The 20,957-nt window shown below is 65.0% G+C and carries 20 protein-coding genes and 1 pseudogene; 4 read left to right on the top strand and 17 right to left on the bottom strand.

Annotated elements, in window-relative coordinates:
- Positions 1-162: 162 nt before the first annotated feature.
- From PP1Y_RS17295 to PP1Y_RS17260, 9 genes and pseudogenes are all read right to left on the bottom strand, one after another.
- Entirely contained in the window at positions 163-690 is a 528-nt protein-coding gene (locus PP1Y_RS17295) for an RES family NAD+ phosphorylase (protein ID WP_013833373.1), read from the bottom strand.
- Positions 687-1,076 (bottom strand): hypothetical protein, encoded by a 390-nt coding sequence (locus PP1Y_RS17290; RefSeq protein WP_198409095.1) that lies wholly within the window; start codon positions 1,074-1,076, stop codon positions 687-689. The genes PP1Y_RS17295 and PP1Y_RS17290 overlap by 4 nt, the downstream gene beginning before the upstream one ends.
- A gap of 136 nt (positions 1,077-1,212) precedes the next feature.
- Positions 1,213-2,904, bottom strand: a complete 1,692-nt coding sequence (locus PP1Y_RS17285) for an ATP-binding protein (RefSeq protein WP_013833371.1) — start codon at positions 2,902-2,904, stop codon at positions 1,213-1,215.
- A 64-nt stretch (positions 2,905-2,968) separates the two neighbouring features.
- The gene (locus PP1Y_RS17280) at positions 2,969-4,111 is read right to left on the bottom strand and encodes a phosphoadenosine phosphosulfate reductase family protein (RefSeq protein ID WP_083835217.1); all 1,143 of its coding nucleotides are present in this window, start codon (positions 4,109-4,111) and stop codon (positions 2,969-2,971) included.
- Positions 4,112-4,139: 28 nt separating this feature from the next.
- Positions 4,140-4,616: a hypothetical protein gene (locus tag PP1Y_RS17275; RefSeq protein ID WP_041559375.1), complete on the bottom strand. Its 477-nt coding sequence runs from the start codon at positions 4,614-4,616 to the stop codon at positions 4,140-4,142.
- A gap of 100 nt (positions 4,617-4,716) precedes the next feature.
- Positions 4,717-5,433 carry a hypothetical protein gene (locus PP1Y_RS17270; protein WP_311202086.1) on the bottom strand — a complete coding sequence of 239 codons (717 nt, stop codon included), beginning with the start codon at positions 5,431-5,433 and terminating at the stop codon, positions 4,717-4,719.
- The gene (locus tag PP1Y_RS26630) at positions 5,364-5,639 is read right to left on the bottom strand and encodes a hypothetical protein (RefSeq protein WP_067738998.1); all 276 of its coding nucleotides are present in this window, start codon (positions 5,637-5,639) and stop codon (positions 5,364-5,366) included. The genes PP1Y_RS17270 and PP1Y_RS26630 overlap by 70 nt, the downstream gene beginning before the upstream one ends.
- 7 nt (positions 5,640-5,646) lie before the next feature.
- Positions 5,647-5,934: a hypothetical protein gene (locus PP1Y_RS17265; protein WP_013833368.1), complete on the bottom strand. Its 288-nt coding sequence runs from the start codon at positions 5,932-5,934 to the stop codon at positions 5,647-5,649.
- Positions 5,935-6,011: 77 nt separating this feature from the next.
- Positions 6,012-6,734 (bottom strand): annotated as a pseudogene (locus PP1Y_RS17260) (hypothetical protein); the annotation flags it as partial.
- Positions 6,735-6,832: 98 nt separating this feature from the next.
- Between PP1Y_RS17260 and PP1Y_RS17255 the strand changes: the two are divergent.
- Genes PP1Y_RS17255 through PP1Y_RS25405 form a run of 4 tightly spaced genes read left to right on the top strand, consistent with a single transcriptional unit; the run spans position 6,833 to position 12,577 of the window.
- Positions 6,833-8,332 (top strand): site-specific integrase, encoded by a 1,500-nt coding sequence (locus PP1Y_RS17255; protein WP_013831463.1) that lies wholly within the window; start codon positions 6,833-6,835, stop codon positions 8,330-8,332.
- Complete coding sequence (locus PP1Y_RS17250) at positions 8,329-10,116, top strand: hypothetical protein (RefSeq protein WP_013831462.1); 1,788 nt, start codon at positions 8,329-8,331, stop codon at positions 10,114-10,116. The genes PP1Y_RS17255 and PP1Y_RS17250 overlap by 4 nt, the downstream gene beginning before the upstream one ends.
- Positions 10,113-12,245: a hypothetical protein gene (locus PP1Y_RS17245; RefSeq protein WP_013831461.1), complete on the top strand. Its 2,133-nt coding sequence runs from the start codon at positions 10,113-10,115 to the stop codon at positions 12,243-12,245. The genes PP1Y_RS17250 and PP1Y_RS17245 overlap by 4 nt, the downstream gene beginning before the upstream one ends.
- Positions 12,242-12,577, top strand: a complete 336-nt coding sequence (locus tag PP1Y_RS25405; protein ID WP_079731798.1) for a hypothetical protein — start codon at positions 12,242-12,244, stop codon at positions 12,575-12,577. Before PP1Y_RS17245 ends, PP1Y_RS25405 begins: the two co-directional genes overlap by 4 nt.
- On the opposite strand, the gene PP1Y_RS17240 is transcribed toward PP1Y_RS25405, so the two are convergent.
- From PP1Y_RS17240 to PP1Y_RS17210, 8 genes are all read right to left on the bottom strand, one after another.
- Positions 12,512-13,480 carry an ArdC family protein gene (locus PP1Y_RS17240; protein ID WP_013831460.1) on the bottom strand — a complete coding sequence of 323 codons (969 nt, stop codon included), beginning with the start codon at positions 13,478-13,480 and terminating at the stop codon, positions 12,512-12,514. The two genes, PP1Y_RS25405 and PP1Y_RS17240, sit on opposite strands and share 66 nt — an antisense overlap.
- Positions 13,481-13,566: 86 nt before the next feature.
- A complete protein-coding gene (locus tag PP1Y_RS17235) occupies positions 13,567-14,127 on the bottom strand; it encodes a hypothetical protein (RefSeq protein WP_013833366.1) in 561 nt (186 codons plus the stop codon).
- 96 nt (positions 14,128-14,223) lie between these two features.
- A complete protein-coding gene (locus tag PP1Y_RS17230; RefSeq protein ID WP_013833365.1) occupies positions 14,224-14,928 on the bottom strand; it encodes a hypothetical protein in 705 nt (234 codons plus the stop codon).
- Between the two features lie 28 nt (positions 14,929-14,956).
- On the bottom strand, positions 14,957-15,094 hold the full coding sequence (locus PP1Y_RS26175; protein ID WP_198409094.1) for a hypothetical protein: 138 nt from the start codon (positions 15,092-15,094) through the stop codon (positions 14,957-14,959).
- Complete coding sequence (locus PP1Y_RS17225) at positions 15,091-15,594, bottom strand: hypothetical protein (RefSeq protein ID WP_013833364.1); 504 nt, start codon at positions 15,592-15,594, stop codon at positions 15,091-15,093. Before PP1Y_RS17225 ends, PP1Y_RS26175 begins: the two co-directional genes overlap by 4 nt.
- Complete coding sequence (locus PP1Y_RS17220) at positions 15,587-16,072, bottom strand: hypothetical protein (protein WP_013833363.1); 486 nt, start codon at positions 16,070-16,072, stop codon at positions 15,587-15,589. Before PP1Y_RS17220 ends, PP1Y_RS17225 begins: the two co-directional genes overlap by 8 nt.
- Positions 16,073-16,126: 54 nt before the next feature.
- A complete protein-coding gene (locus tag PP1Y_RS17215; RefSeq protein ID WP_013833362.1) occupies positions 16,127-16,429 on the bottom strand; it encodes a hypothetical protein in 303 nt (100 codons plus the stop codon).
- Positions 16,430-16,545: 116 nt separating this feature from the next.
- Positions 16,546-20,853: a strawberry notch family protein gene (locus tag PP1Y_RS17210; RefSeq protein WP_013833361.1), complete on the bottom strand. Its 4,308-nt coding sequence runs from the start codon at positions 20,851-20,853 to the stop codon at positions 16,546-16,548.
- Positions 20,854-20,957 lie beyond the last annotated feature (104 nt).

Genomic DNA, 20,957 nt, shown 5'->3' with positions numbered 1-20,957 from the left:
CTCCTGCCGCTTTGCCCACGCTTTCTTAGCGCGACTGCGTATGCGTGCTCGAACGACGCGAGCCGCTGGCGTCGTGGGGACAGCAATGGCTCAAGCTCCGCGTAGGGCATGTTGCATCTCCAGATAGGATGGCGAGCAGGGCGACGATCGGCTCGCGAGCGATCAGTTTGGCCAGGAAGACTGATCCTTGGGCAGGCGTCCGTCGGGATCGTGAACCCCCAGCCGATCGTCAGCTGTCAGATTGGAATTGAAGATCACGAGATTGGTCCCACCCGGATGCCGGATCGAGGGAAAGAGAATGCCCTTGTGGCCGGCGGAAATGACCTGATCCGCCAATATCCAGGAGGGCGGCGTCACCTTGTCGATCCGGAGCATCCGCCGCCAGGAGCAGTCCCACTCCGCCCATCCGTCCGCCCAATGAGCGGGGTCATAGCCGCCCGACAGATCAACGACGCCGTCGACCGAAAGGATATAGCTCGCCAACATCGCCGGCGGGACGAGCGATGAATCCTGCCGGTACTCTTCCAAAGCGGTTTGCGGGGCTCGGGCGAGATAAAGCGCTTCGACGCCGATGCGATTGAAACGACCGCCTTCGGCCGCCGCGCCCGCACCGCTCAAAGGCACGTAGGCCCATTTGGGGGTGAGGTAGCGGTAGAAGACGTCATCGGGACCAAGCGTGGCGATCTTCACCCGCTGGCGCCGTTCTCAAGATCGCGCAGATGCGCCATCACCGCGTCGGAATGGCCCTCAGCGACAAGTTCGGCGGCGGTCTTGTGATCGTAATCGGCGATCGGCTCGTTGCGATACCAGAAGATCGCCTTCGACACGTCACCGGTCAGCGTGGCGGCTGCGGAAATGACCCTCACCATCTCGCGAAGCTTGTCCTGCAGACGTTCCGAAGCCGGGTTGCGCAAGGTATTGCGGTGAACTCCGGCCAGATTGGCGAGACCCGCGACCTGTACCCCCAATGCGGCGGAAAACCGCTTGGGCGAGATATAGGGCGTGCGCGGCTCTTGCAGGCTTTCGACGAACCCCGATATGGCAGTGGTGCGCCGCTCCATCGATACAGCGTTCATGGTTACCTCCTTTGACCAAGAGTATTTGCACATAATATGCACATTTTCAAGGCTCGTCCACGCCCATCGGCGCAATGAATTCGTCGCGTAGACCGAAGATGTGGTCAGCGGATAGCCACGGCCGTGGGTGTTCCAGCTAGCCCGATGCGGACACAGTCGCTGCATTCGCGAAAGCAAGTTCCACCTGGCCACCACCAGCAACCATCGACACCTGCCGTCCGGCGGGAATGAGCCAACCGATCTCGTCGTGAACGATGTCGCGGATACGCTCGAGGATCGCCGCGTCTTCACCCAGGAGCAGGGCGTTGGCGATCTGCCGTGCCTGCATCTGGAAATTGCGTTGCTGGGTGGACCAGCTGTCGTCATCGACATCATCCCGCGCGCAAAAGCAGGTGTCTTCCAGCAGATCGGCCAGGTCGTTGGGTGCAATCGCGCAACCGGGCGACAGCAGGATCACGGTTTCTTCGAGGTCGGCCGACCAACCGTCATCGGGCGCAATCAGGACGTCGGCAGGCATGGAATGGCATACGGCGGCGTCGGTTCCGTCTCGCGACGGGTTGACCGTGACGTCGAGTGCAATTGCCGCCACGTATCCCGATTGGACTGTGTCGGGGAGCGTACGCCCTTCCTCGTAGCGGAATGTGCCCCTATCCGTCTCGAACCGGAACGACAGGTCCGATATGCGCGGCAGGGCGTCATACCAGCCATATCCCTCGAACTCGGAGACCTCGCGAACCAGCGTACCGCCCAGAGCCTCCCCCGATCGCAAGACACGGGCCGCGCATTGCTCGATTGGCGGCTCGGCGTCGGGGACCAGCACCATCGGTACGGCGGCGACGCGCTCGCCGTCCGGCATGCCCTCGCCATCGGCGGTGCGCGGAAACCAGGCCAACAGCCAAGCTTCGGCTTCGGGGAGGTCGACAGCAAGTTCCCGGGCGCGCAGCCATTGTGCACGGGCCAGACGATGCCGACCGGTTTGGGCGATCGTGCGGAAGATCGCCCGCTCGGCGGCCTCGCCCAAGTGCTCGAGCGCCGCGTTCTGGACCATTTCCTTGCGGGCCGGGAGAACGAGCTGCAGCGCCGGGGCATCGGCGATGTCCACCCGCACATGCCAGGTTTCGCTGGCGTCGACCTCGCTGATGCTCGGCATGGGGCAGGAGACCGTGAGGCCGTGAAAATTGATGCGCGGATAGCTGGAGGGAATGTGTCCGCGATCGTGGAAGATGCCGATGCGGCACCCGTGCCACCCCTCGACACGCACGGCTCCGGCGAGAAAATCGGTCCGCTTGAGTTGCTCACCCTTGAACAGCACCGGAAGCGGGTAATGCCGGGCTGCATTGGCCGCAGCATTGGCGAGATCGGCGATCCATGCCTCGGGCATGTCGATACGGATTTCCGTGCCGAAGTCGATCTCCCAGGGCTCGACAGCCAGGGCGGCGCCTGTCTCCCAGGCTTCGGGCGGAATGACGACCCGCCAACCATGGTCGGCGCCCCGCGCATGGGAGCGTATCTCGACGCGGCGCCCCGCTAGGCTGAACACGCCCATGCCCGCCGGGTCTTCACGGTGGGCGATGGCCGCGTCCCAGCCTGAGTCGCCCAGCGTCACCAGCTTGGCCGGATCATCGACACCGATGCCGTCGTCGCGGATAACGAGGATGGCGCGGCCGCCAACATTGATGGTATCGATCTCGACGCGGCTGGCGCCGGCTCGGCGCGAATTCTGGAGCGCCTCGACGAGGACATCCGACACGCCGTTGTTGAAGAATCTGGTGATCTTGCCCAGCAGCGATTGACCGACCGAGGTGTGGATTGTGGCAGGAAGGGACATGGCGCGCTCCGCAATACCGGTGCAACCAATTCCGCACCGTCCTATCCGCCCTACCCCCTCCCCCTCATGGCGAAGAGACGCGCAACCTGTGCCTTGCGTCGAGGAGTTCGGCGAAGCGCTGCCTGACGGCGCGGGCATCCCGGAAATGGTTCGCAAGGTCTTGGCGCTCCAGCAGTTGGGTCCGCGCCAGGGCAATCCGTCCTGCTTCCTCGATTGTCGGCAATCGCGGCGGCCAGCCTTTCACGAACCGTAGGGCCGGTGGCATCGCCGCTTCGATTTCGCGGCGCGCGACGGCGTCGCGCTTGGCGAGAGCTATGTCGCGCGCCAGTGACGGAGCCAGCAGATGCGGCGCCACGTCGGCCAGCCACCGTCCCGGCTGGAACGAGAAGGTGGAGGACGCCTCCATCGCGACCAGGTGGCGGTAAAGATCGAGATTGCCGGCGGCGCGGCTCGCGGCGGCGAGGTCGGCGCCCGAAGCGAGGACACAGAAGGCGCAGGACAGTCTGGTGGATCCATGGCAGCGATAGGCTTCGTGAAGCGGCAAGCCGTGCCGGTCGTGGCAGGCGAAGACCTGCGGCTCCGACCAGTCGACAAGCGGATACCAGCTCAGCATACGCGTGCCCGAGGCATTTCCGGGCCTGGCGAAGCGGGTGTCGAGACGCGAGATCGGCGTACCACGCCGCGCGGCGCTTTCGGCCCGGCGCAGGCCGATCACCGAGACAATCGTCTCGCCCCGGTAGCGGCGTGTCAGCTCGGGTCCAATGACCTGGGCCTTGAGTTCCGAGGTGCAGAACCGAAGGCTGGCCGAGGACCACGGGCCGATCAGGTGATAGAGTTCGAGATTTTCGTAGCGGCGGCATCCACGGGCGAAACGTTGTTCCCAGCGCGCGACCATATCGCCGGCGCCGCGGCGCACGACGACGAGCGGCAGACCGAGGCGACCCGCAACCGCTGCGACGGTCGCGGGGGTGGAACGCCATTCGGCGCGGCCGAGATCGGCATGGATGGCGATCCGGCGCGAACGGGGATGCCCGAACAGGTCGAGCAAGGCGTTCGCTGCCTGCGCGCTTGCGGTGGAATCCTTGCCGCCCGAAAGGCTGAAGGCAAACCAGGCGCCGCCCGCGATGGCATCGAGAACCGGAGCGTCGATCGCGACGTCGGGGTCCGCGCCGGGCACTCGCCGCGCGACAGAAAAGGGGATGTTCACCCGCGCTACTCCGCTGCGAGGTTGCGGATCATTCGGCAGCCAGAAGGATGGCGAGAGCTTGCCGGATCACGTCGTCGTGAGCGCCATTGACGATCACGGCCTGGCGGTTGGTGGCAGTGACCGCGCGCGCTACGAGATCGAGCGGACGCTTGCGCAAGGGGTATTGGAAGACCTGGCCGCGTTCGATCGTGACGAGATTGGTGCGCAGCAGCCCCTTCAACCGGCGATATTCGAGTTCGCGCGCCAGCAGGTCGCCGACTTCGGCCTCGAGGTCATGTTCGAGGGTCAGCCCCTGATAGGTGCGGACCGGGCGGTTGGCCTTGAGCCATGCATTGACCTCGGCCTCGCTCCACCGTCCGATCTGGCGGTAGAAATCGCAGCCGCCCTGCCCCTGATTGCGGGCATCGAAGGCACGCTCGCCATCGATCCAGATCTCGGCGGTATAGGCATTGGATTCTTCGGACAGTTTGGCGTTGTGGTTGATCCGGCGCAGTTCGATCTTCATCGCGTCCTCCATCGCTGCCCGGCAATTCCGGGCACACAGCGCCACCCCCTCTCCTTCCGGGTCGCAAATCGGGAGGACTTGGCCAAACTGTCGACTTCGATCATGCCGCGAGCTTGGTGGCCTCGCGATTGAACCGCTCGATCCAGTCGCGCATGATCGGGCGCTCTTCGACGGGAATGGCCGCGGCCACGCGTTGAAAATCGACCAGCTCGACCGGCGCGCCGACGATAATCGCGTCGATCTCTTCCGGATCGAGCAAGACCTGGTCGCGGATATAGGCGGTCATCGAGCCTGGGCGCGCGGCGGTCGATGAGCGCCATAGGCCCTCGACCGTGCGCAGGCGCGGTGCCGCGCGGGCCTCGACAAGCACGATGAGACGCAGACACCAGCGGGGGAGCGAGCGCAATTCGTCGACTTTCTGGGCAGCGCAGAGCCAGCAGGCCGACTTGATCGGCACGGGGAGACCTTCCTCGCGGATGCGCTGGGCGCAGCGGGCCCGGTCCCAGCCCCACTCGCGCAGGGGATAGCGATAGTCGAAGCGTTCGCTGACGTGGCCTTCGCGGTGAGCATAACGGCGGCTTTCGGCGGGCGAAGCGTCATAGCCGATAAGCTTCACCACCTTGTCGCCACGCCTCCAGCAATCCTGCGCGCGTTTCCAGCGCGCCACCCACTGGTCCTGCGGCTGGATCTTCCACTTCTGGCTGCAAGAGTGGCGGCCGAAGCTGATCGAAGGCAGCGTCGCGTTGGTCAGGCAGTTTTCGAGCAAGGTGAAATAAGGCGGCCAATGCTTGAAACGGCGCGGCGTGTAGCGCACCATATGATGCTCGATGCCGCGATCATCCATTGCTGGAACAGGGGCAGGAACGCGTAGGTTTCCTCGCGCTCGGTCCCGGTATCGGCGGTCAGCACAACCGAAAGCGGCAGGCCCCGCGCGACCCATTCGATGATCATGGCCGTGCTGTCGACACCCATGCCCCAGGCGGCAACGACCAGGGCCGACAGATGGCTGGCAGCGGTCAGCATGGGAGGCCTACCAGGGGAACTTCGGCAAGCCATCGACTTCGCCGGCATCGCAGTCAAACAGCAGGTAATCGCAGCCCTGCTCGCGCCCGACCCGCATCGCGGCGAGCACTTCGTCCGGGATCTGCTCCCGATCGGGCTCTTCGGCCTCGCGGGTCGGGATGAACCAGCCATAGTGCGTCGAAGCGACCGCCAGCGGCCGGCTCGACGGTTCAAGCGTAGCCCAACCATCGAGCAGGTCGGCGGTTTTCATCGAGACATGGACGGTGCTCAGCACGAGATGGCGGCCGATTTCCAAGGGAGGTTCCTTTCCGGGCGCATTGGAAGGGTGTCGGCCGCCACCTGACGAAGACGGCCGACGGGGGATGGGCCGATTCAGTTGACCCGTTCGAGCAGCTTGCGCGCCTTGCCCTCGAGTTCGAGCCGGCTGTCCTGATTGGTCTTGGTCCGGGCATGCGCGGTGATGCCCTGCACGAAATCGTAGAGGCTTTCGGGCGGATAGCCTTCCTCGACCAGCACCGCGGTGATGATCTTCGAGGTCTCGGCCTTGGAGAAGCCGCGCTTTCTCAGGAAGTCCTCGCGGTCATCATCCTTGCGGGCGACGATCCGCTCGCGCGCCTGCTTGATGCCATCGACGAAGCTGCGCGGCGAGGAGTCGGCGAAGTGTTCGAGCGCGGGCGCGGCCTCGTGCGCAAAACGGTTGGCGGCGAATTTCGAGTGACGGATGTTGATCTCCTCGAAATTCTCGACACCCCACAGGTTGCGATTCATGCATACCGCACGCAGGTAAAAGGTCGCGATTCCCAGCGACTTCGAACCGACTTCTGAGTTCCAGCAGTAGAAGCCTCGAAAGTAGAGATCGGGCTCGCCGTTGGGGAGCTTGCCGGCCTCGATCGGATGGGTGTCATCGACCAGGAACAGGAAGACGTCGCGGTCCGAAGCATAGAGCGTGGTGGTCTCCATGCTGACATCGACATGCGGGTTGTAAATCATGCTGCCCCAGTCGAGCACGCCCGGGACCTTCCAGCGCGTGTCGCCGACGCCGTTGCCGGCGATCCGCATGACGGCGCTCACCAGTTCGTGATCCCAGATACGACCGTTATCCCGACTCTTCAGGACCGTCTCACAGACGCAATGATGATGAGGCAGCTCCATGATCGATCGCCTTCCTGTTGGAGGTGCGATGTTTTGCCGGGGTGGGCTCGAGCCCACCCCGGCAAAACATCGGCGCCCGGAGACTTCCCATCCCCAAGCTCTTCTTCACCGATCTCTCCTCCCTCCCCTCCACCGTCGTAATCGATGGGCAGGTTCACGGGCTGACGCCTGACGAAATCTCAGCAGCCAGCAGGTGTGGACTGGTCGATGGAATGCCGTTTATCCTGCGCGATGACGGGAGCTATGATCATCAGCTCAACCGCTTCTTCCGCTCCTGTCCCACGATGGGCGTGCGGTCGCTCAACAGCCTTCGGGCCTACGCGCGCGATATCGTCGTCTGGATGCGGTTCCTGGGCGAACGCAGAAACGGCAAATCCCTCTGGCAGGCCGATCGTGATGACGTCACCGCCTTCCACCATGCCCGGCGGCTGTCGAAGCCGCCCTATCGAATCTCGGCCGCATCGTGGAATCGCGCCGTAGCCGCGCTCGACAAACTCTATCGCTGGGCGCGCGACGAGAATCTGGTCGCCGATCTGCCGTTCACCTATCGCCAGAGCTGGGTCCGTTCGGCGCCGGACGGACCACGTCAGGCCGTAGCCGCCAATTGCGCGCGCGAGCCTGGGGCACGCAAGGGTAACATGCGCTTCGTCGATCTGGAGCGCTATATGCTGTTCCGGGATGTCGGCCTGCGAGGCCGGCTGCCGGATGGACGTGAGGATCCATACTGGCGTGGACGCCACGGTGAGCGCAACGCTCTGTTCGCCGAGTTCCTGATCACGACGGGGCTAAGGCTGCAGGAAGCATCGAGCCTGCTGCTCGGCGAGCTTCCACACCATAAGCTCTCCGACCCGTCGATCCGATCGGTGCCGTATCGGCTTGCGGCGGCTACGGCGAAGGGAGGTCGCGGACGAGATATCCGCCTGCCCGTCAGGCTGCTGGCCCAACTGCACGACTATGCGCGCATCGAACGGGAAAATGCCGTCAGCAAGCGAGGAGGCCGCGCCCCACCTTCGAATGCGCGGCCAATCCTCGCGACGCCGACTGGGCGTAGATCCCTTCGTGTCAGCAACGGTGATCGTGAAGCTGTCGTCAGCGTCGATCGCTTGTCTCCGACCGAACGCGCCAGGCTCATCGATGCAGATACGTTCGCACCGTTAAGCCTGTGGCTCACCGAAACCGGGCGGCCGATGACGATGCCGGCATGGGAGGCGGTATTCATGCGCGCGAGCGCCCGCTGCCATGCACTGGGGGTTGAAATCGACGTGACCCCACACATGCTGCGCCACGCCTTTGCCGTCCATATGCTTGCCCTGCTTCTGCGCGAACAGGTCAAATACGCCGCCAGCGGTGACGCGGGGCAGACCGGCTCGGTCTATCGGCGCCTGATCGGCGATCCGCTGCTCAAGCTGCAGCGGCTGATGGGACACAGCCGGATCGAGAGCACCTACATCTATCTGGATCATCTCGACGAAAGTCAGGCGATTATCGATGTGGCGGTGGAGCAGTGGGGGCTTGATCTCGCGCCGGAAAAAGCAGCGTGACACGCGGGCACCATGCCCGCTTCCCGGAAGCTGCGCCGGAGTCCCCAACAGGTGCAACGGCGCTCGATCCGCGGCGGTTCGCTGTTCGCTGCGATGACGGCAGCGAGGTGCTGGTAGACATGCGCAACTGGAAGCGCACAGCCCTTACAGCCGAAATGGCGGTGTTGCTCGATGAATATATCCGCCGGATGGGACCAAGCCCCATCGCCCGTTCGGTTCAACGAAAGGTCAGGCAACTGGGTCTGTTCTGGACGTTCCTGGATATGAATGATCTGTCGGTGAGCGGGCTCGGCGACATCGATACGACGCTGATCAACGATTACGAACTCTGGTTGGAGCGCAATGGCGGAGGGCGCTTCCACCAGCGTCACCTTCTCGCAACGCTGATTGGGCTTCTGCGCCTTGCACCGGAAATGCGCGGCGGCATCCTCTCGCAGGAGACGGTCGCACGCCTGACCTTCATCGGCCACGGCGAAGGCGGGGTCAGCCAGCCACGAGATGCCTATAGCAGCGGCATTGCAAACCGGCTGAGAAATGCCGCCCGCGTACAGATCGAAGACGCGCGACGCCGGATAGCACTGGGCGACGCGCGACCGCCGATTCCGAAGCGCATGGAGATCGGGACTCGCGTCCACGAGCATTATGCCGCCGTGGTCGACGCGATCGTTCGCTTGGGTCAGGTCGGCACACGCCGCAAGGACGTAAGACGCTTCGTCCAACTCGCCGGGCACCGTGGGATCGATAATACGATGGAAGCCCTGCATGCCGGCTTCTACCTGACCCGGCTCGACTTCATCGCGTTCCTCGTGCTCCTGTCTCTTGAGACCGGCATGGAAATGGAATGCCTGCTGCGTCTCAAGGCGGACTGCCTGCGTAATCCCACCAAGGGCTATGTCGAGATCGAGTATTACAAGCGTCGCGCGCGCGGATCGGAATGGAAACGCTTGCGTGTACGCGATGGTGGTAGTGGCACGCCAGGCGGCCTGATCAAGCTCGCCCTCGCGCTGACCGAGCGGGCGCGAGGGCATCTCGGAACAGATCGGTTGTGGGCGATCTGGACCATCACAGGGCTCCGCGTGGCTGGCGACGATAGCCGCAAAGGCATAGAGGTCTTTGTCCGTCACCACCAATTGCTCGATGATGACGGCGCGCCGCTACACCTGTCGCTGTCGCGCCTTCGCAAGACCAACAAGGCCGAATGGTATCGCAAGACCGGTGGGCAGCTCGAGCACTTCGCTGTTGGGCACTCGATACCGGTCGCGGCGCGGCATTATGCCGAAATCCCGGCACTTCGACCGATCCACGAGCGAACCGTCGCCGAGGCCATCGGAGACGCGCTGGAAATGGCGCTACGGCCAACTATCCTGTTGCCCGACGCCGATGGAGATCAGCATACTGCGGGCGAGCAAGGTGGGAAACCTGCGTACTGTAGATCTTCATCCGGTGAGGACCTGTGGCTTGCCCGCTGTAGCGGCTTCTTCAAAAGCCCGTTCGGTTCAGCGGGCGAAGCCTGCCCGACGCCCTTCTGGGGGTGCCTTGAATGCGAAAACGCGGTGATCACGGCGCGCAAGCTGCCGGCGCTTGTTGCCTTCCAAACTTTCATGGTTGCGCAGCGCGAGGTGCTCGACGCCGAAGAGTGGGCGAGCAAGTTCGGCCGGGCCTGGTGGCGGATTGCGGGCCAGATCCTGCCAGCCTTCCCCATGGCGCTGGTCGAGGCAGCCCGCACCGAAGCCGAATTATCGGGCACGGAACTGTTCTATCTTCCCGTGGAAGCACGACTATGAGCGAGAGCCAGCCAGCCCTTGCGCCGGGACTTTCCGCGATACGCGCCCATGATGACGTTGTGCTGGCTTCGATGGCGCTCAAGGATGGCACCGACCGTGCCAAACTGTCCCGATTCCACGACGATATCTGGGATATCGACCCCGCAATCATTCACGTCACAGCGCGTAATGCCTTCCGCACGATCGACTTCAGCGGGATTGCCTGCCCCATCGAACGTCTGACAGCCAAGGAATATATCTATGCATGGCTGAACGAACTACTCCCGGATCGCGCGGGGCGTTTACGCCCGCTATCGACCCGCACCGCGCTGGCGACGCTCTGCAGGTTCATGGCGTTCGTCCGGGAGCGAGTCGGACGGTTCGACGTTCGGATCATCGACCAGGCATTGCTCGATGGATATCTCGCCGAACTGAGGGCGCGAAACGTGCAGCCGAGCCGGGTGGCGGCATGCCTGCGGCCGATCGTGCAGCTTCGCCGCCTGGCACCCTTCCTGTCCCACGGTGGGCTGCGCTTCGTGCCTTGGCACGGACGCGCGATCTACACCGTCGCGGGCTGCAAGGGTCGGCCCTCCGAGAATCTCACGCCGCGCATACCTGAGCCGGTAATCGGCGCACTTATCCGTTGGTCGCTCAAATATATCGACATCTTCGCGGCCGACATCTTCGCAGCGCGCGCTGAACTGGATGCACTTGAAACGGCCTATGCCGAGCGCCCCGCCAGTACAAAGCATAGCCGTCTGGCGGACCGGATGGCGGAGTGGACCGCTGCCCGTCGGTTGGCGGGCCGTGGTGTTCCTGTCTGGAACCGCCCACAGCGGAATGGGGGGATGAGCCAGGCCATCGCGGAATCCGACCGTTACGACGGTCACGTCGTGAACATGCGGCTGATCGCCATGCAGGCAGGGATCCATCCGACCACGCTCAGTCAGCCCAACATGAGGGCGCTCGTGCTCTCGGCAATCGAGGAACTCGGCATCGAGCATGGCGGTATGGACACGCTAATCACCCTCGATCCCGATAGCGGACGTCCTTGGCGTGAACGGTTCGATGCGTTCGATCTTGTCCGAGAAGAGCGGCACCTGCAAACGGCAGCCTACATTCTGTGTTCCTATCTGACCGGCATGCGCGATGGCGAAATCCAGGCCATGCGCCCGAATTGCATCAAGCGAGGCAAAAGTGCCGATGGGCGGATCGAGCGGATCGCGGTGCAGAGCATGATCTACAAGGGACGCGGGACACACGGTGAGATCGAAGAATGGGTGACGATTGCACCCGTCGCACGCGCCGTTGAGGTGGCCGAGCGCCTTGCGCGCCGCCATCGCGCACCGCATCAGCATGACGGTTTATGGATCGTGCTCGAACGGGGCACAGCCGTTGAGCGCACGCTTCCCCACATCGTGCAGCAGATCAACCGCTATCGTGAGCACCTCGACGCGCAATATGGCTCTGTCGACATGCCTGCCGTGCCGCTCGTTGATGGCCGAAACTGGGTCTTCAACACCCGCCAGTTCCGTCGCACGCTTGCCTGGTATATCGCCAATCGGCCGTTCGGCGTGGTTGCCGGGAAAATCCAGTACAAGCACGCCTCGGTCGCCATGTTCGACGGCTACGCCGGAGCGTCAGCATCCGGGTTCCGGCAGGAGGTCGAGCAGGAACGCGCCCTTGGTCAACTCGATGATATCGTCGTCCATTATGAGGGCTACCGCAATGGCGAGAGACTGGCGGGACCTGCAGGCGCTCGGATCACTGCGGAAATGATGCGGGTAGCAACTGCCGCCGAGCTGCCCGGCATTGTTGCAGACGAAAAACGGGTGAAAGCGATGCTCGCTCATCTGGCGCGAACGCTGCATGTGGGCGTGCTCAACGACTGCTTCTTCGATCGCGCGACCGCGCTATGCCTGCGGAGCGCCAACGAAGGTGCGGCGCCGCGGCTCTCAAACTGCGCGCCGGATCGCTGTCCGAACTCGTGTATCACGAGCCGCCATGTTCCGGCATGGCAATCCGCCATCGATGATGCCGAGGCGGTGTTGAAGAGCAAGCGCCTGTCAGCCGCCCAACGCACGGCGATACGTGCGGATCGGGACCGCATGAAGAAGGTGATCGCGCTATGGGCGGATCCAGCGGCATGAAGCCGGTCAGCACCGAGACCGAACGCAGATTACGGGGCGCCCTGGCGCGCCTCGTGGCGAGCGGCGACCGGCTGTCGGTCGCGAACCTGGCGCGGCAGGCGGGTGTGAGCCGCGCTACCGCGAACAGGGCGGTTGCGGTCCGGGCAGAGCTGCGCGAGGCCGCAGCCGGGCGCCAAGGTGCCGCACCGGCAGCAATCGACAGCGGCGAGCAGTCGCAGACCATAGGCGAGAATATCCTCGCCCAACACGTGCAGGTACGTGCGCTGCTACGCGGCGAGGAACGCAGGCGAAATGCCGACGCCGGCAACGTCGTCCCCATCCTGCGGCGATGATACAATCTGCTCCGGCGGGGGCGTTGGCTGCTGAGCGTGCATCCAGTCCGCAGCCTGCTGCGCCTTGCTGGCAGCCGTGAAGATCGCGCGTGAGTCATTCTTCAACACCTCGAGCCAGGAGGCAATGTACGCTGCATGATCGGGACGTGGGTGATGCGCGATGCCGAGGTCCGCGAGCACGAGGCCGCTCAGAATCTCAACGCAGCACTCCTCGGCCGCATAAGCGGCGGAACCGAAGCGGCCGGAGAGGTCGCGATCGAGCCGATGCTTGGCTCCTGAGGCGTGGCCGTTCTCGTGAAGCCAGACACCGTAAAAAGAGGCAGCGTCGCGGAAACACTCGAACGGGGGCATGCACACCGTATCCGTCGAGGGGCGATAATAGGCCTCCGAACCGCCAAAGACAGTCGCGATACCCAGGCTGGAAATGAACGCTTCCGCTGCGGCATGGCGCGCCGTGTCCGGGAGCATCGTGATGGGCGGCACCTCATAGCCATCAACCTGCGCCACGTTGAAGACGGAAAATGCGCGCGCGAACATCTTGCGATGGCCATTCTCGTCCTCATCGCTGTCATCGTCGGCAGCGGAAGACACCTGCTTCCAGAACACCACGGTGGTGGCGTGCTCGCCCTTGCGGACTTGCGCGCCGGCCTCGATCCATTGGCGATAGGTGCCCCACAGCCCATCGCTGTAGCCGCCCGCCATCGCCGCCACCCAGAGCGCCACGGTGTTTATGCCGCGATAGCGCTTGGCCGAACTGACGTTGGTCGGGCGCGCAACGCTGGTGCCATGATGATGCCAAGGTGCGCGCCAGTCACCGGCCCCGTTCTCGATAGCTGCGATAATCTCGGCGGTGACGCGCGTGTAGACGTCAGCGCGCTCGCCAGCCTGCTTGCGATATGCCATGTTCATCTCCTGGGAAATGGCCGCGAGCGCACGTCGGCATCGCCCGCATCGGGGCGCGCACGGGGCTCAGCGGTGCGATGGAAAGATTAGTGAGCCGTCGGTGAGACAGGTTGACTGTTCAGATAACGGCCATATTCTGGCCCAGTAATCGCGCGCAGTTCGGTGCGGCCATCGTCGGTCTGGAGCAGTTTGACCTGTTCGCCTCGATGGGAGAGCAGGCCGTGCTGCATGTTGATGCCGGCGAGCGCGGCGGGCAGCGTGCGCAGGTAGGACGCAGGCGCGCCGACCAGGCTGGCGAGCTGGCCGAACGACCAGTTGGTGGGCGCGATTGGCCGGGCGTCGCCGGGCGCGATCAGCGAGAGCCGCTCGGGATCGTCGCTGCGCGCCTCGACCCGCACCGCCCGGCTCTCGACGACGCGCGTGGTGGCGCGGTCGGCGCGGCGGCGAACGCTGTCGTGGAGATCGGTGAGCGAGAGGAAGCGTTCATCGTCGGGCCGCGAGAACCATTCGGACGAAACGCGGCTGACATTGCGGCCACGCGAGATGTCGACGCGGTAGCCGCTGCTGACTGGACGGTCGTGGGACGGACCGGCAGGTGCGGGATGATCGAGGACATCGTGGTCGATTACGCGGGCAAGACTGGCCATGAAGCTGCTCCTGGAAATGGAAGGTGGAATGAGCAGGTGCATCGCCGCATCCGCGCTCATCCTCTCCCACCCCCTTCCTCCCGATGCCCCGGGAGCTCAGGCTGCGGCAGGCCGCCATTCGTAAAGAATATGGGCATCCGGCTCGTGTTCGTTGCCGACGGCGATCCGCACCAGGCGCCCGTCGCAGGCAAAGTTGCTGGCGCGGGGAAAGTCGCAATAGCTGCGCCCCTCGAACACGAAATCCTTCGAGCGGATCTGGATGACCTTGCGGGCCGTGCCCAATGCCCGGTGCTGGTAGGGCGCGTGCAGCAGGGTCAGGTTGTCGCCGGGCTTAAGGCGCTTCTTGAAGCTCGCCAGCGACACAAGGTTGTCGACGGGATTGGCCTGCCCGCGCCGGGCCGCGAGCGCTGCCCAATAGGCGGGGGCGATGCGCACTTCGTTGTAGAACGAGACCGCCATGAAGTCCTGGTAGAAGTTGGAGCGGCAGTAGCCGTACCGCTCGATCTGGTCGCGCACCCGGGTGATGAACTCATCCTGCGCCTCCCGGGTGGTCAGATCCTCGGTTGCGTCGAGCACCTCGGCAATCATCTTGCGGCCGCCGGAAAAGCGCTGGCTATGGATGGCGAAGCGCACTTCGGGGAAATGGCTGGCCAGATGCCGTTCGATCCGGCGGCACAGGACCGGCAGGTCGTCGGCCGGGCAATGGAGATCCCCCTCGTAGTGGAAATTGCCGCGTTCGTCGTGGTCGGTCTGGCTGTAGAGGCGCAGCGAAGGCACCGCCGGTGCGGATGATAAAGTCATGATACTGTCCTTTGGTTTGCGGGGAAGTTCAGGCGCAGCGCGCGGCGACCCAGTCCCAATAGCCAAGCCGGGTGTCGCCATTGGCGACTTCGGCCTGCCAGTCGGCGAGCGGGTAATCGGGGCTTTCGGCCCAATGATCGTCCGGCGGGAGAACGATTCCCGTCACAGGATGCCTCCCTCGAGCGCAAGTGAAAGCGCCTGGCGGGTCGTCTCGATTTCGATGCGATCGGCGAAGACCGCGCACCATCCGCCGCCGAATCCGTCCCGCCTGGCACGCGAACACGAAAAGCCAAATTCGAACCCGATCGGCGCCTGCCGCACTGTCTCCTGGCAGCAGCGGTGGATCAGGGCGGCCAGCGCAGCGGGCTGGAAGTCGATCATGCTCCACATGGAGACGGTGCTGACGCCGGGCTGGTCGAGCGTGTTGCCGCCCTCGAACTCGACTCCGAAACTGGGAAACTCGGGATCGTCGAACAAGGTGACAAAGCCGCTCCAGGGATCGTCTGGCGATGTGGGCGGGAACGCCGCGAGGAATTCGGGCGTCGGCTGGCTCGGCGTGTCCCCGTTCTCGAGGTCATGGCTCGCCTGGAAGGCCTCTTCGATCAGCGCCATTTCGGCATGGCTGCAGGTGAAGGCGAAGCTGCCCTGGGTGTAGTAGTCAGCCATGGAGCGCCTCCTCTACGGGCGCTGCCTCATCGCCATCCTCGATAATCGTGAACGGCGGCGGCACGAACTCGGCAAGGCGGAACCAGCCCTCGATCGCTTCCAGCGAGCCGAGATCGCGGATCATGCTCCGGGCAAGAACGATCTCCTCGCTCTCGGTCATGTCGAACTGCACCGCGGCGCCGGTGCCGGTGAAGATCACCCGTTCGGGTCCGAACGCGCCGCCGCAACTGCCGGAGTTCCGGACATAGGCGAGGCCGTGCTCTTCGCAGAATTCCTCGGTCCAGTCGAATGTGCCACCGGCCAGTTCGTAGGCGCAGGCTTCGACGGTCGCACCGCCGGAAACGTCGGATTCCTGAAGCGGTTCGCCCTCCCAGTCGGCGCGGCCACCGTCGGAGGCGATCGCCTCGATGAGGTCGGGAATCAAGGATCGCGAAATATTGCCGCCGATTTCGATCGACGCGCTGGCTCTGTCAGCCATGATGGTTCTCCCGCTTGAAGATGGAAAGTGGTGAAGATGGGAAGGATCACGCGCTCAGCGCTCGTCGGACGCAGCACCGATCAGGTGGCGCAGTTTGCCCCAGGCAAGTTCCTCGCCCGTGCGCAGCCCGCGATGGAGGCCCTGGGCGTAAAGCCGGTAGGCGGCAGCCGTCACTTCCGGCGTGGCGCTCGCCGGAAACAGCGTGACGAACTGGCCCTCATCGTCGAGCAGTTCGAACACGTCGGCGCCGGAAGAGAGCGTGGTGATCGCGATGCGCGCCGGGCTGTTCAGCGCTTCGAGGTCCGCGTTGTAGCTCTCGACAAACAGCGGGTCGAGAATGGGATCGTCCTGGGTCATGGGGGTTCCTTCGAAAGTGCCACCGACCATCCGGCAGCGCCTTTCCCCTTCCCCACTTCCCTTCCGGGCCGTCCGATCATATCCGGCTGGAGGCGATCGGACGATAGCCGGTTCGTTTAGGCCCGCGCCGAGAGCGACGCCGCGATGGCCGCGAGAACCTGCTCGGCCCGGTCCACCGGCACGAAGACCCTGGTCACATAGGCGATCACCTCGGTGAAGCATCCGCGCGCCTTCAGCCATTCGCGGTCCTGCGGCTGGGCGCTGCGCAGTTCGAGCCGGCGGCTGTTGTTGACGAAGACCGAGACCAGGCGCGCGCCGTCGAGGCCCGGCACGGCCACGCCTCCGTCGCTGCGCGCCGCCGCGATCAGTTCGGCAGGCGTCAGGCGAACCGAAGCAGCAAGGCCGAACTCACCCTCGAGCTTCTCGACTGCCGCCGGCATGACGATACGGCCGAGCAATGCATCGCCGCTGCCATCGGCGATGCGCCAGACCCGGACATCGTCGGCGGGGAGCTTGTGCCAGACTGGCAGGAGCAGGCCGGTCGCCAGGCTGATCGTCTCGACATCAAGCGCGGCCGAAGCCGCCGCAACCTCGGCCTCCCAGAGTTCCCGGAATTGCTCGTGCCCGATCGGTTGCCAATGGCTGGTCCAGAGCGCGCCCAGCGATATCCGGTCGTGTCCGGTCGGGCGGACCAGCTGGCACATCGGCACCGGCCTGCCTTCGTCATCGGTCACCGACCAGGACGGCACCCTCAGCGCGACACGGCCAGAACGCCCGTTGCGCAAGAAGGCGATGTCCTCGGTCCCCTGCCAGATGTGCATGAGATGGCCCCAGCTCGTGGTGCGGGGTTTCATGTGGAGTTCGAGCCGCAGCAGGCGGGTCTCCGCACCGGTCAGCGGATCGGTGCGCAGAACCTGATCGGACAGCGGAACAATCCGCTCGGCTCGGATCGTCTCGACGCCGAGATCGAGCGTGCCCGCCTCTCGCGCGGCATCGACGCGGGCCTGGATGAGACCGATATATTCCTCGAAGATCGCGTTCTGCGTGGCGATGCGGAGCGCCAGGATGCGGTTGAGCCAGCGCTGGATCGGCGGCAGCCGTTCGAGCAGGCCGCCGCCCTGCTCTTCGGCCAGCTTGAGGCCGGTCATCGCCTCGAAATCGGCAAGGCTGGTGCTCGCCAGTTTTCCGGCATGGAGCAGGTGATACCACTGCGTCAGCGCCTCGCGGGCGTAATCGCTTTCGAGATTGTCGGCCGGATCGAACAGGTTCTGCCCGCCGGTCTGGCGCTGGCCGCGGGTGAGCGCGCCGAGGCTATCGAGGCGCCGCGCGATCGTGCTGATGAAACGCCGCTCTCCCTTGCAGTCGGTGGTGACCGGGCGGAACACCGGCGGGCTCGCCTGGTTGGTGCGGTGGGTGCGCCCCAGCCCCTGGATCGCGGTCGCGGCCTTCCAGCCCGGTTCGAGCAGGAAGTGGATGCGGCGTTTGCTCGCGCTGCCGCAGCCGAGATCGGCATGATAGGACCGCCCGGTCCCGCCCGCATCGGAAAAGGCGAGGATCGGCTTCCTGCCCGCCATGAAATCGTCGCTGTCGGCCTTGCGGGCACCAGCCCCGCGCGGTTCGAGCTTCTGATTGCCGCGCGGGTCGAGCACGATGCGCCGAGTACGGCCCGTCACCTCGGCGACCTGCTCGCTCCCGAAATGGGCGAGCAGCGCATCGAGCGCGGCCGGGATCGGCGGCATACCGCAAAGCTGCTCGATCAGCGTGTCTCGCGACGCCAGCGCCTCCTGGCAGTGAACCGGCGCGCCATCGTCACCCACCATCATTTCCGAGCGCATCGTCCCGTCGCTCGCCCGGAAGGCCCGCAGCTGCCGGGTCGGGAAGGCATTCTTGAGATAATCGATGAGGCCGTCGAGTGGCGAGACATCGATAAAGAGATGCGCGCGTTCCTGCGCCGAAAGCGCGGTAAGCCGCCGGTCGAGGATGGCCGCCGCCGTGGTGACCAGCTGGACGACGGCGACATGGCCTGCCACCAGTTCCTCCTCGATCGAGCGGATCACGCTTGGGATCTTCATCGAGACCAGGACCTGGCTGAAGAAGCGCTGCTTGGCGCTCTCGAACTTGGACAGCGCCGAGCCCTTGGCTTGCGCATTCAGCGTATCGCCCGACATGCGGTCGACGATGTTCGCCGCCTTCATCGCCTCGTCGAGATTGCGATGGATGATCGCCCAGGCATCGGCATAGGCATCGTAGATCGCGATTTGATCCACCGTCAGCCGGTGTTCGAGCGCTTCGTATTCGACGCCAGCAAAGCTCAGTGCCCGAGCGGTATAGAGCCCCATGGCTTTCAGATCGCGGGCGACGATCTCCATCGCGGCGATCCCGCCATCGTCCATCGCCGCCATGAATGCCGCGCGGTCGCGGAAGGCGGTGCCCGGTCCCCAGAGGCCAAGCCGGGCGGCGTAGCAGAGATTGGCGGGGTCGGTGGCGCCGGTCGCCGAGACATAGAGCACCCGGGCGCGCGGCAGCGCGTGCTGGAGCCGAACGCCCGCGAGCCCCTGCTCGGAGCCCTTGGCCGTGCCGAATTCGGTATCGGTGCCTGCGGCATTGGCCAGCGCATGGGCCTCGTCGAACACCAGCATCCCGTCGAAATGCTCACCCAGCCAGGCGCGGATCTGCTGGAGGCGTGAGGCCTCGTCATGGCGCGAGGAGCGCAGCGTCGCATAAGTCAGGAACAGGATTCCGCTCGCCATGCCGATCGGCTGGCCCAACGGGAAGGCATCGAGCGGCTGGATGTCGATGGGCAACCCGCCGAGTGCAGACCAGTCGCGGCGCGCATCTTCGATCAACCCGGAACTGACCGAGATCCACACCGCCTTGCGCCGCCCCCGGTTCCACTGGTCGAGAATGCAGGCGGCGACCTCGCGGCCCTTGCCGACCCCGGTGCCGTCACCGATGAAATAGCCGGTGCGATAGACATGACCCTCCGGCGTTTCCGAGAGCTGGTCGCCCGCGTCATTGGGAAGGAAGGTCCCTGGCAGATCGCGCTGGAAAGCCTCGCCTGCGTGGATCAGGGTTTCGAGCTGGGCATCGGACAGTGCCGCGATCGCGCGGTCCTGGAGCATCGGGCGGTAGCCGGGTGCGGGCGGCAGCACCGAAGCCATGGCGACGGATTCGACGAGCTGGTCGGGATGCGGCCTAGCGGCTGGAATGTCGATGCGGGCGAGCCGCCAGGGGACATAGATGCCGACCGGATCGCCTGCGGCCAGCGGTGTGTCCCTAACCGTATAGTCGAGCAGGCGCGGGACATCGTCGATGCGCGGTTCGCGCTTTGGCGTGGCAAGCTTCGATCCTGCGAGGTTCGTGAAGAGCGCTGACGGCGATGGTCTGGCGGCCGGGCGCAGTCGCGGTTGTGCCAGCGCGGGTGCAGGTGGCGGCGACTGCGACGGGTCGAGCCTGGGCGGCAGGCCCAGCACGATCGGGAGCGCCGCTGCGAGATCGGGCACGGTATGGCGTGCGGGTATTCCCGCCCAGCCCTTGTCGTAGACCAGCAGCCGCACCGAGATGCTGGTGCCGTGCTTGGCGTAAGGATTGCCGAGGATCGTGATTTCCGCGCGCGGTGGCACGACCTCGGCCACCGCCGCATAGCCCGGTGCACCACTACCATCGGACGCGAAGCTCGGCGGCATGATCGCGACGCAGCGCCCGCCATGGGCAAGGCGCAGCAGGGCTGAGCGGAGATGCCTGGCGCCGGCATGGCGGTCGCGGCCCCGCCCCTCGCTGCGGCTGAAGGGCGGGTTGATCAGGACAACGCTCGGCGCGAGTCCAGACGGCAGCTTGTCGTGGATGAATTCCGCATCGTGGCTGGTGACGTCCTGACCGAGCGCCAGACCGAGCAATGCCGCCCGCTGTTCGTCGCGCTCGTTGAGCAGCAAGCCGGTGGCGGCCCTCGCCGCGTGCGCGGCGAGCATCCCGGTGCCTGCCGAAGGTTCGAGCACCAGATCATCGGACCTGAACTGCGCCGCCCGGGCCGCGAGCCAGGCCAGCGCCAGCGGCGTGCTGAACTGCTGGAGATCGACCTGGTGTTCTGACCGGTAGGTCTGGGTCGGCAGGCTGTTCTGGAAGGCGAGCAGCGCGGCAAACATCGCCTCGGGATCGCCGCCATGCATGACCCGCCAATCACCGCGTTGAAGCAGCAGCACCTGTGCGGCTTCCAGCGCGTCATAGGCGTCGCGCATCGACCAGGCGCCATCGGCATCGGTCGCACTAAACGCATCGATCGTCAGGCGGGTAAGGTACTGGCGGGTAACAACGCCGGATCGAGCGAGCGTGTCGGCGACCATTCTCGCGACCGAAAACAGGCCTTCGGCCTTGGTGGCGTAAGCGCCGAATTCCGGTTCGGCGAGCTTGAGAAGCGGCAAGTTCATCGGGCATGGTCCTCCGGAAAGTCGGGCGGCCATCCGCCCCGTCGCCAATCGTCCTCCCCCTTCCTCCCGGAAGCCGGGCATATGGAAACGGGGCCGCGGCATGA

Origin of the sequence: Novosphingobium sp. PP1Y (genome assembly GCF_000253255.1) — a bacterium.
In the GTDB taxonomy this organism is placed as follows: domain Bacteria; phylum Pseudomonadota; class Alphaproteobacteria; order Sphingomonadales; family Sphingomonadaceae; genus Novosphingobium.
This window is presented reverse-complemented; position numbering and strand designations above follow the sequence as displayed.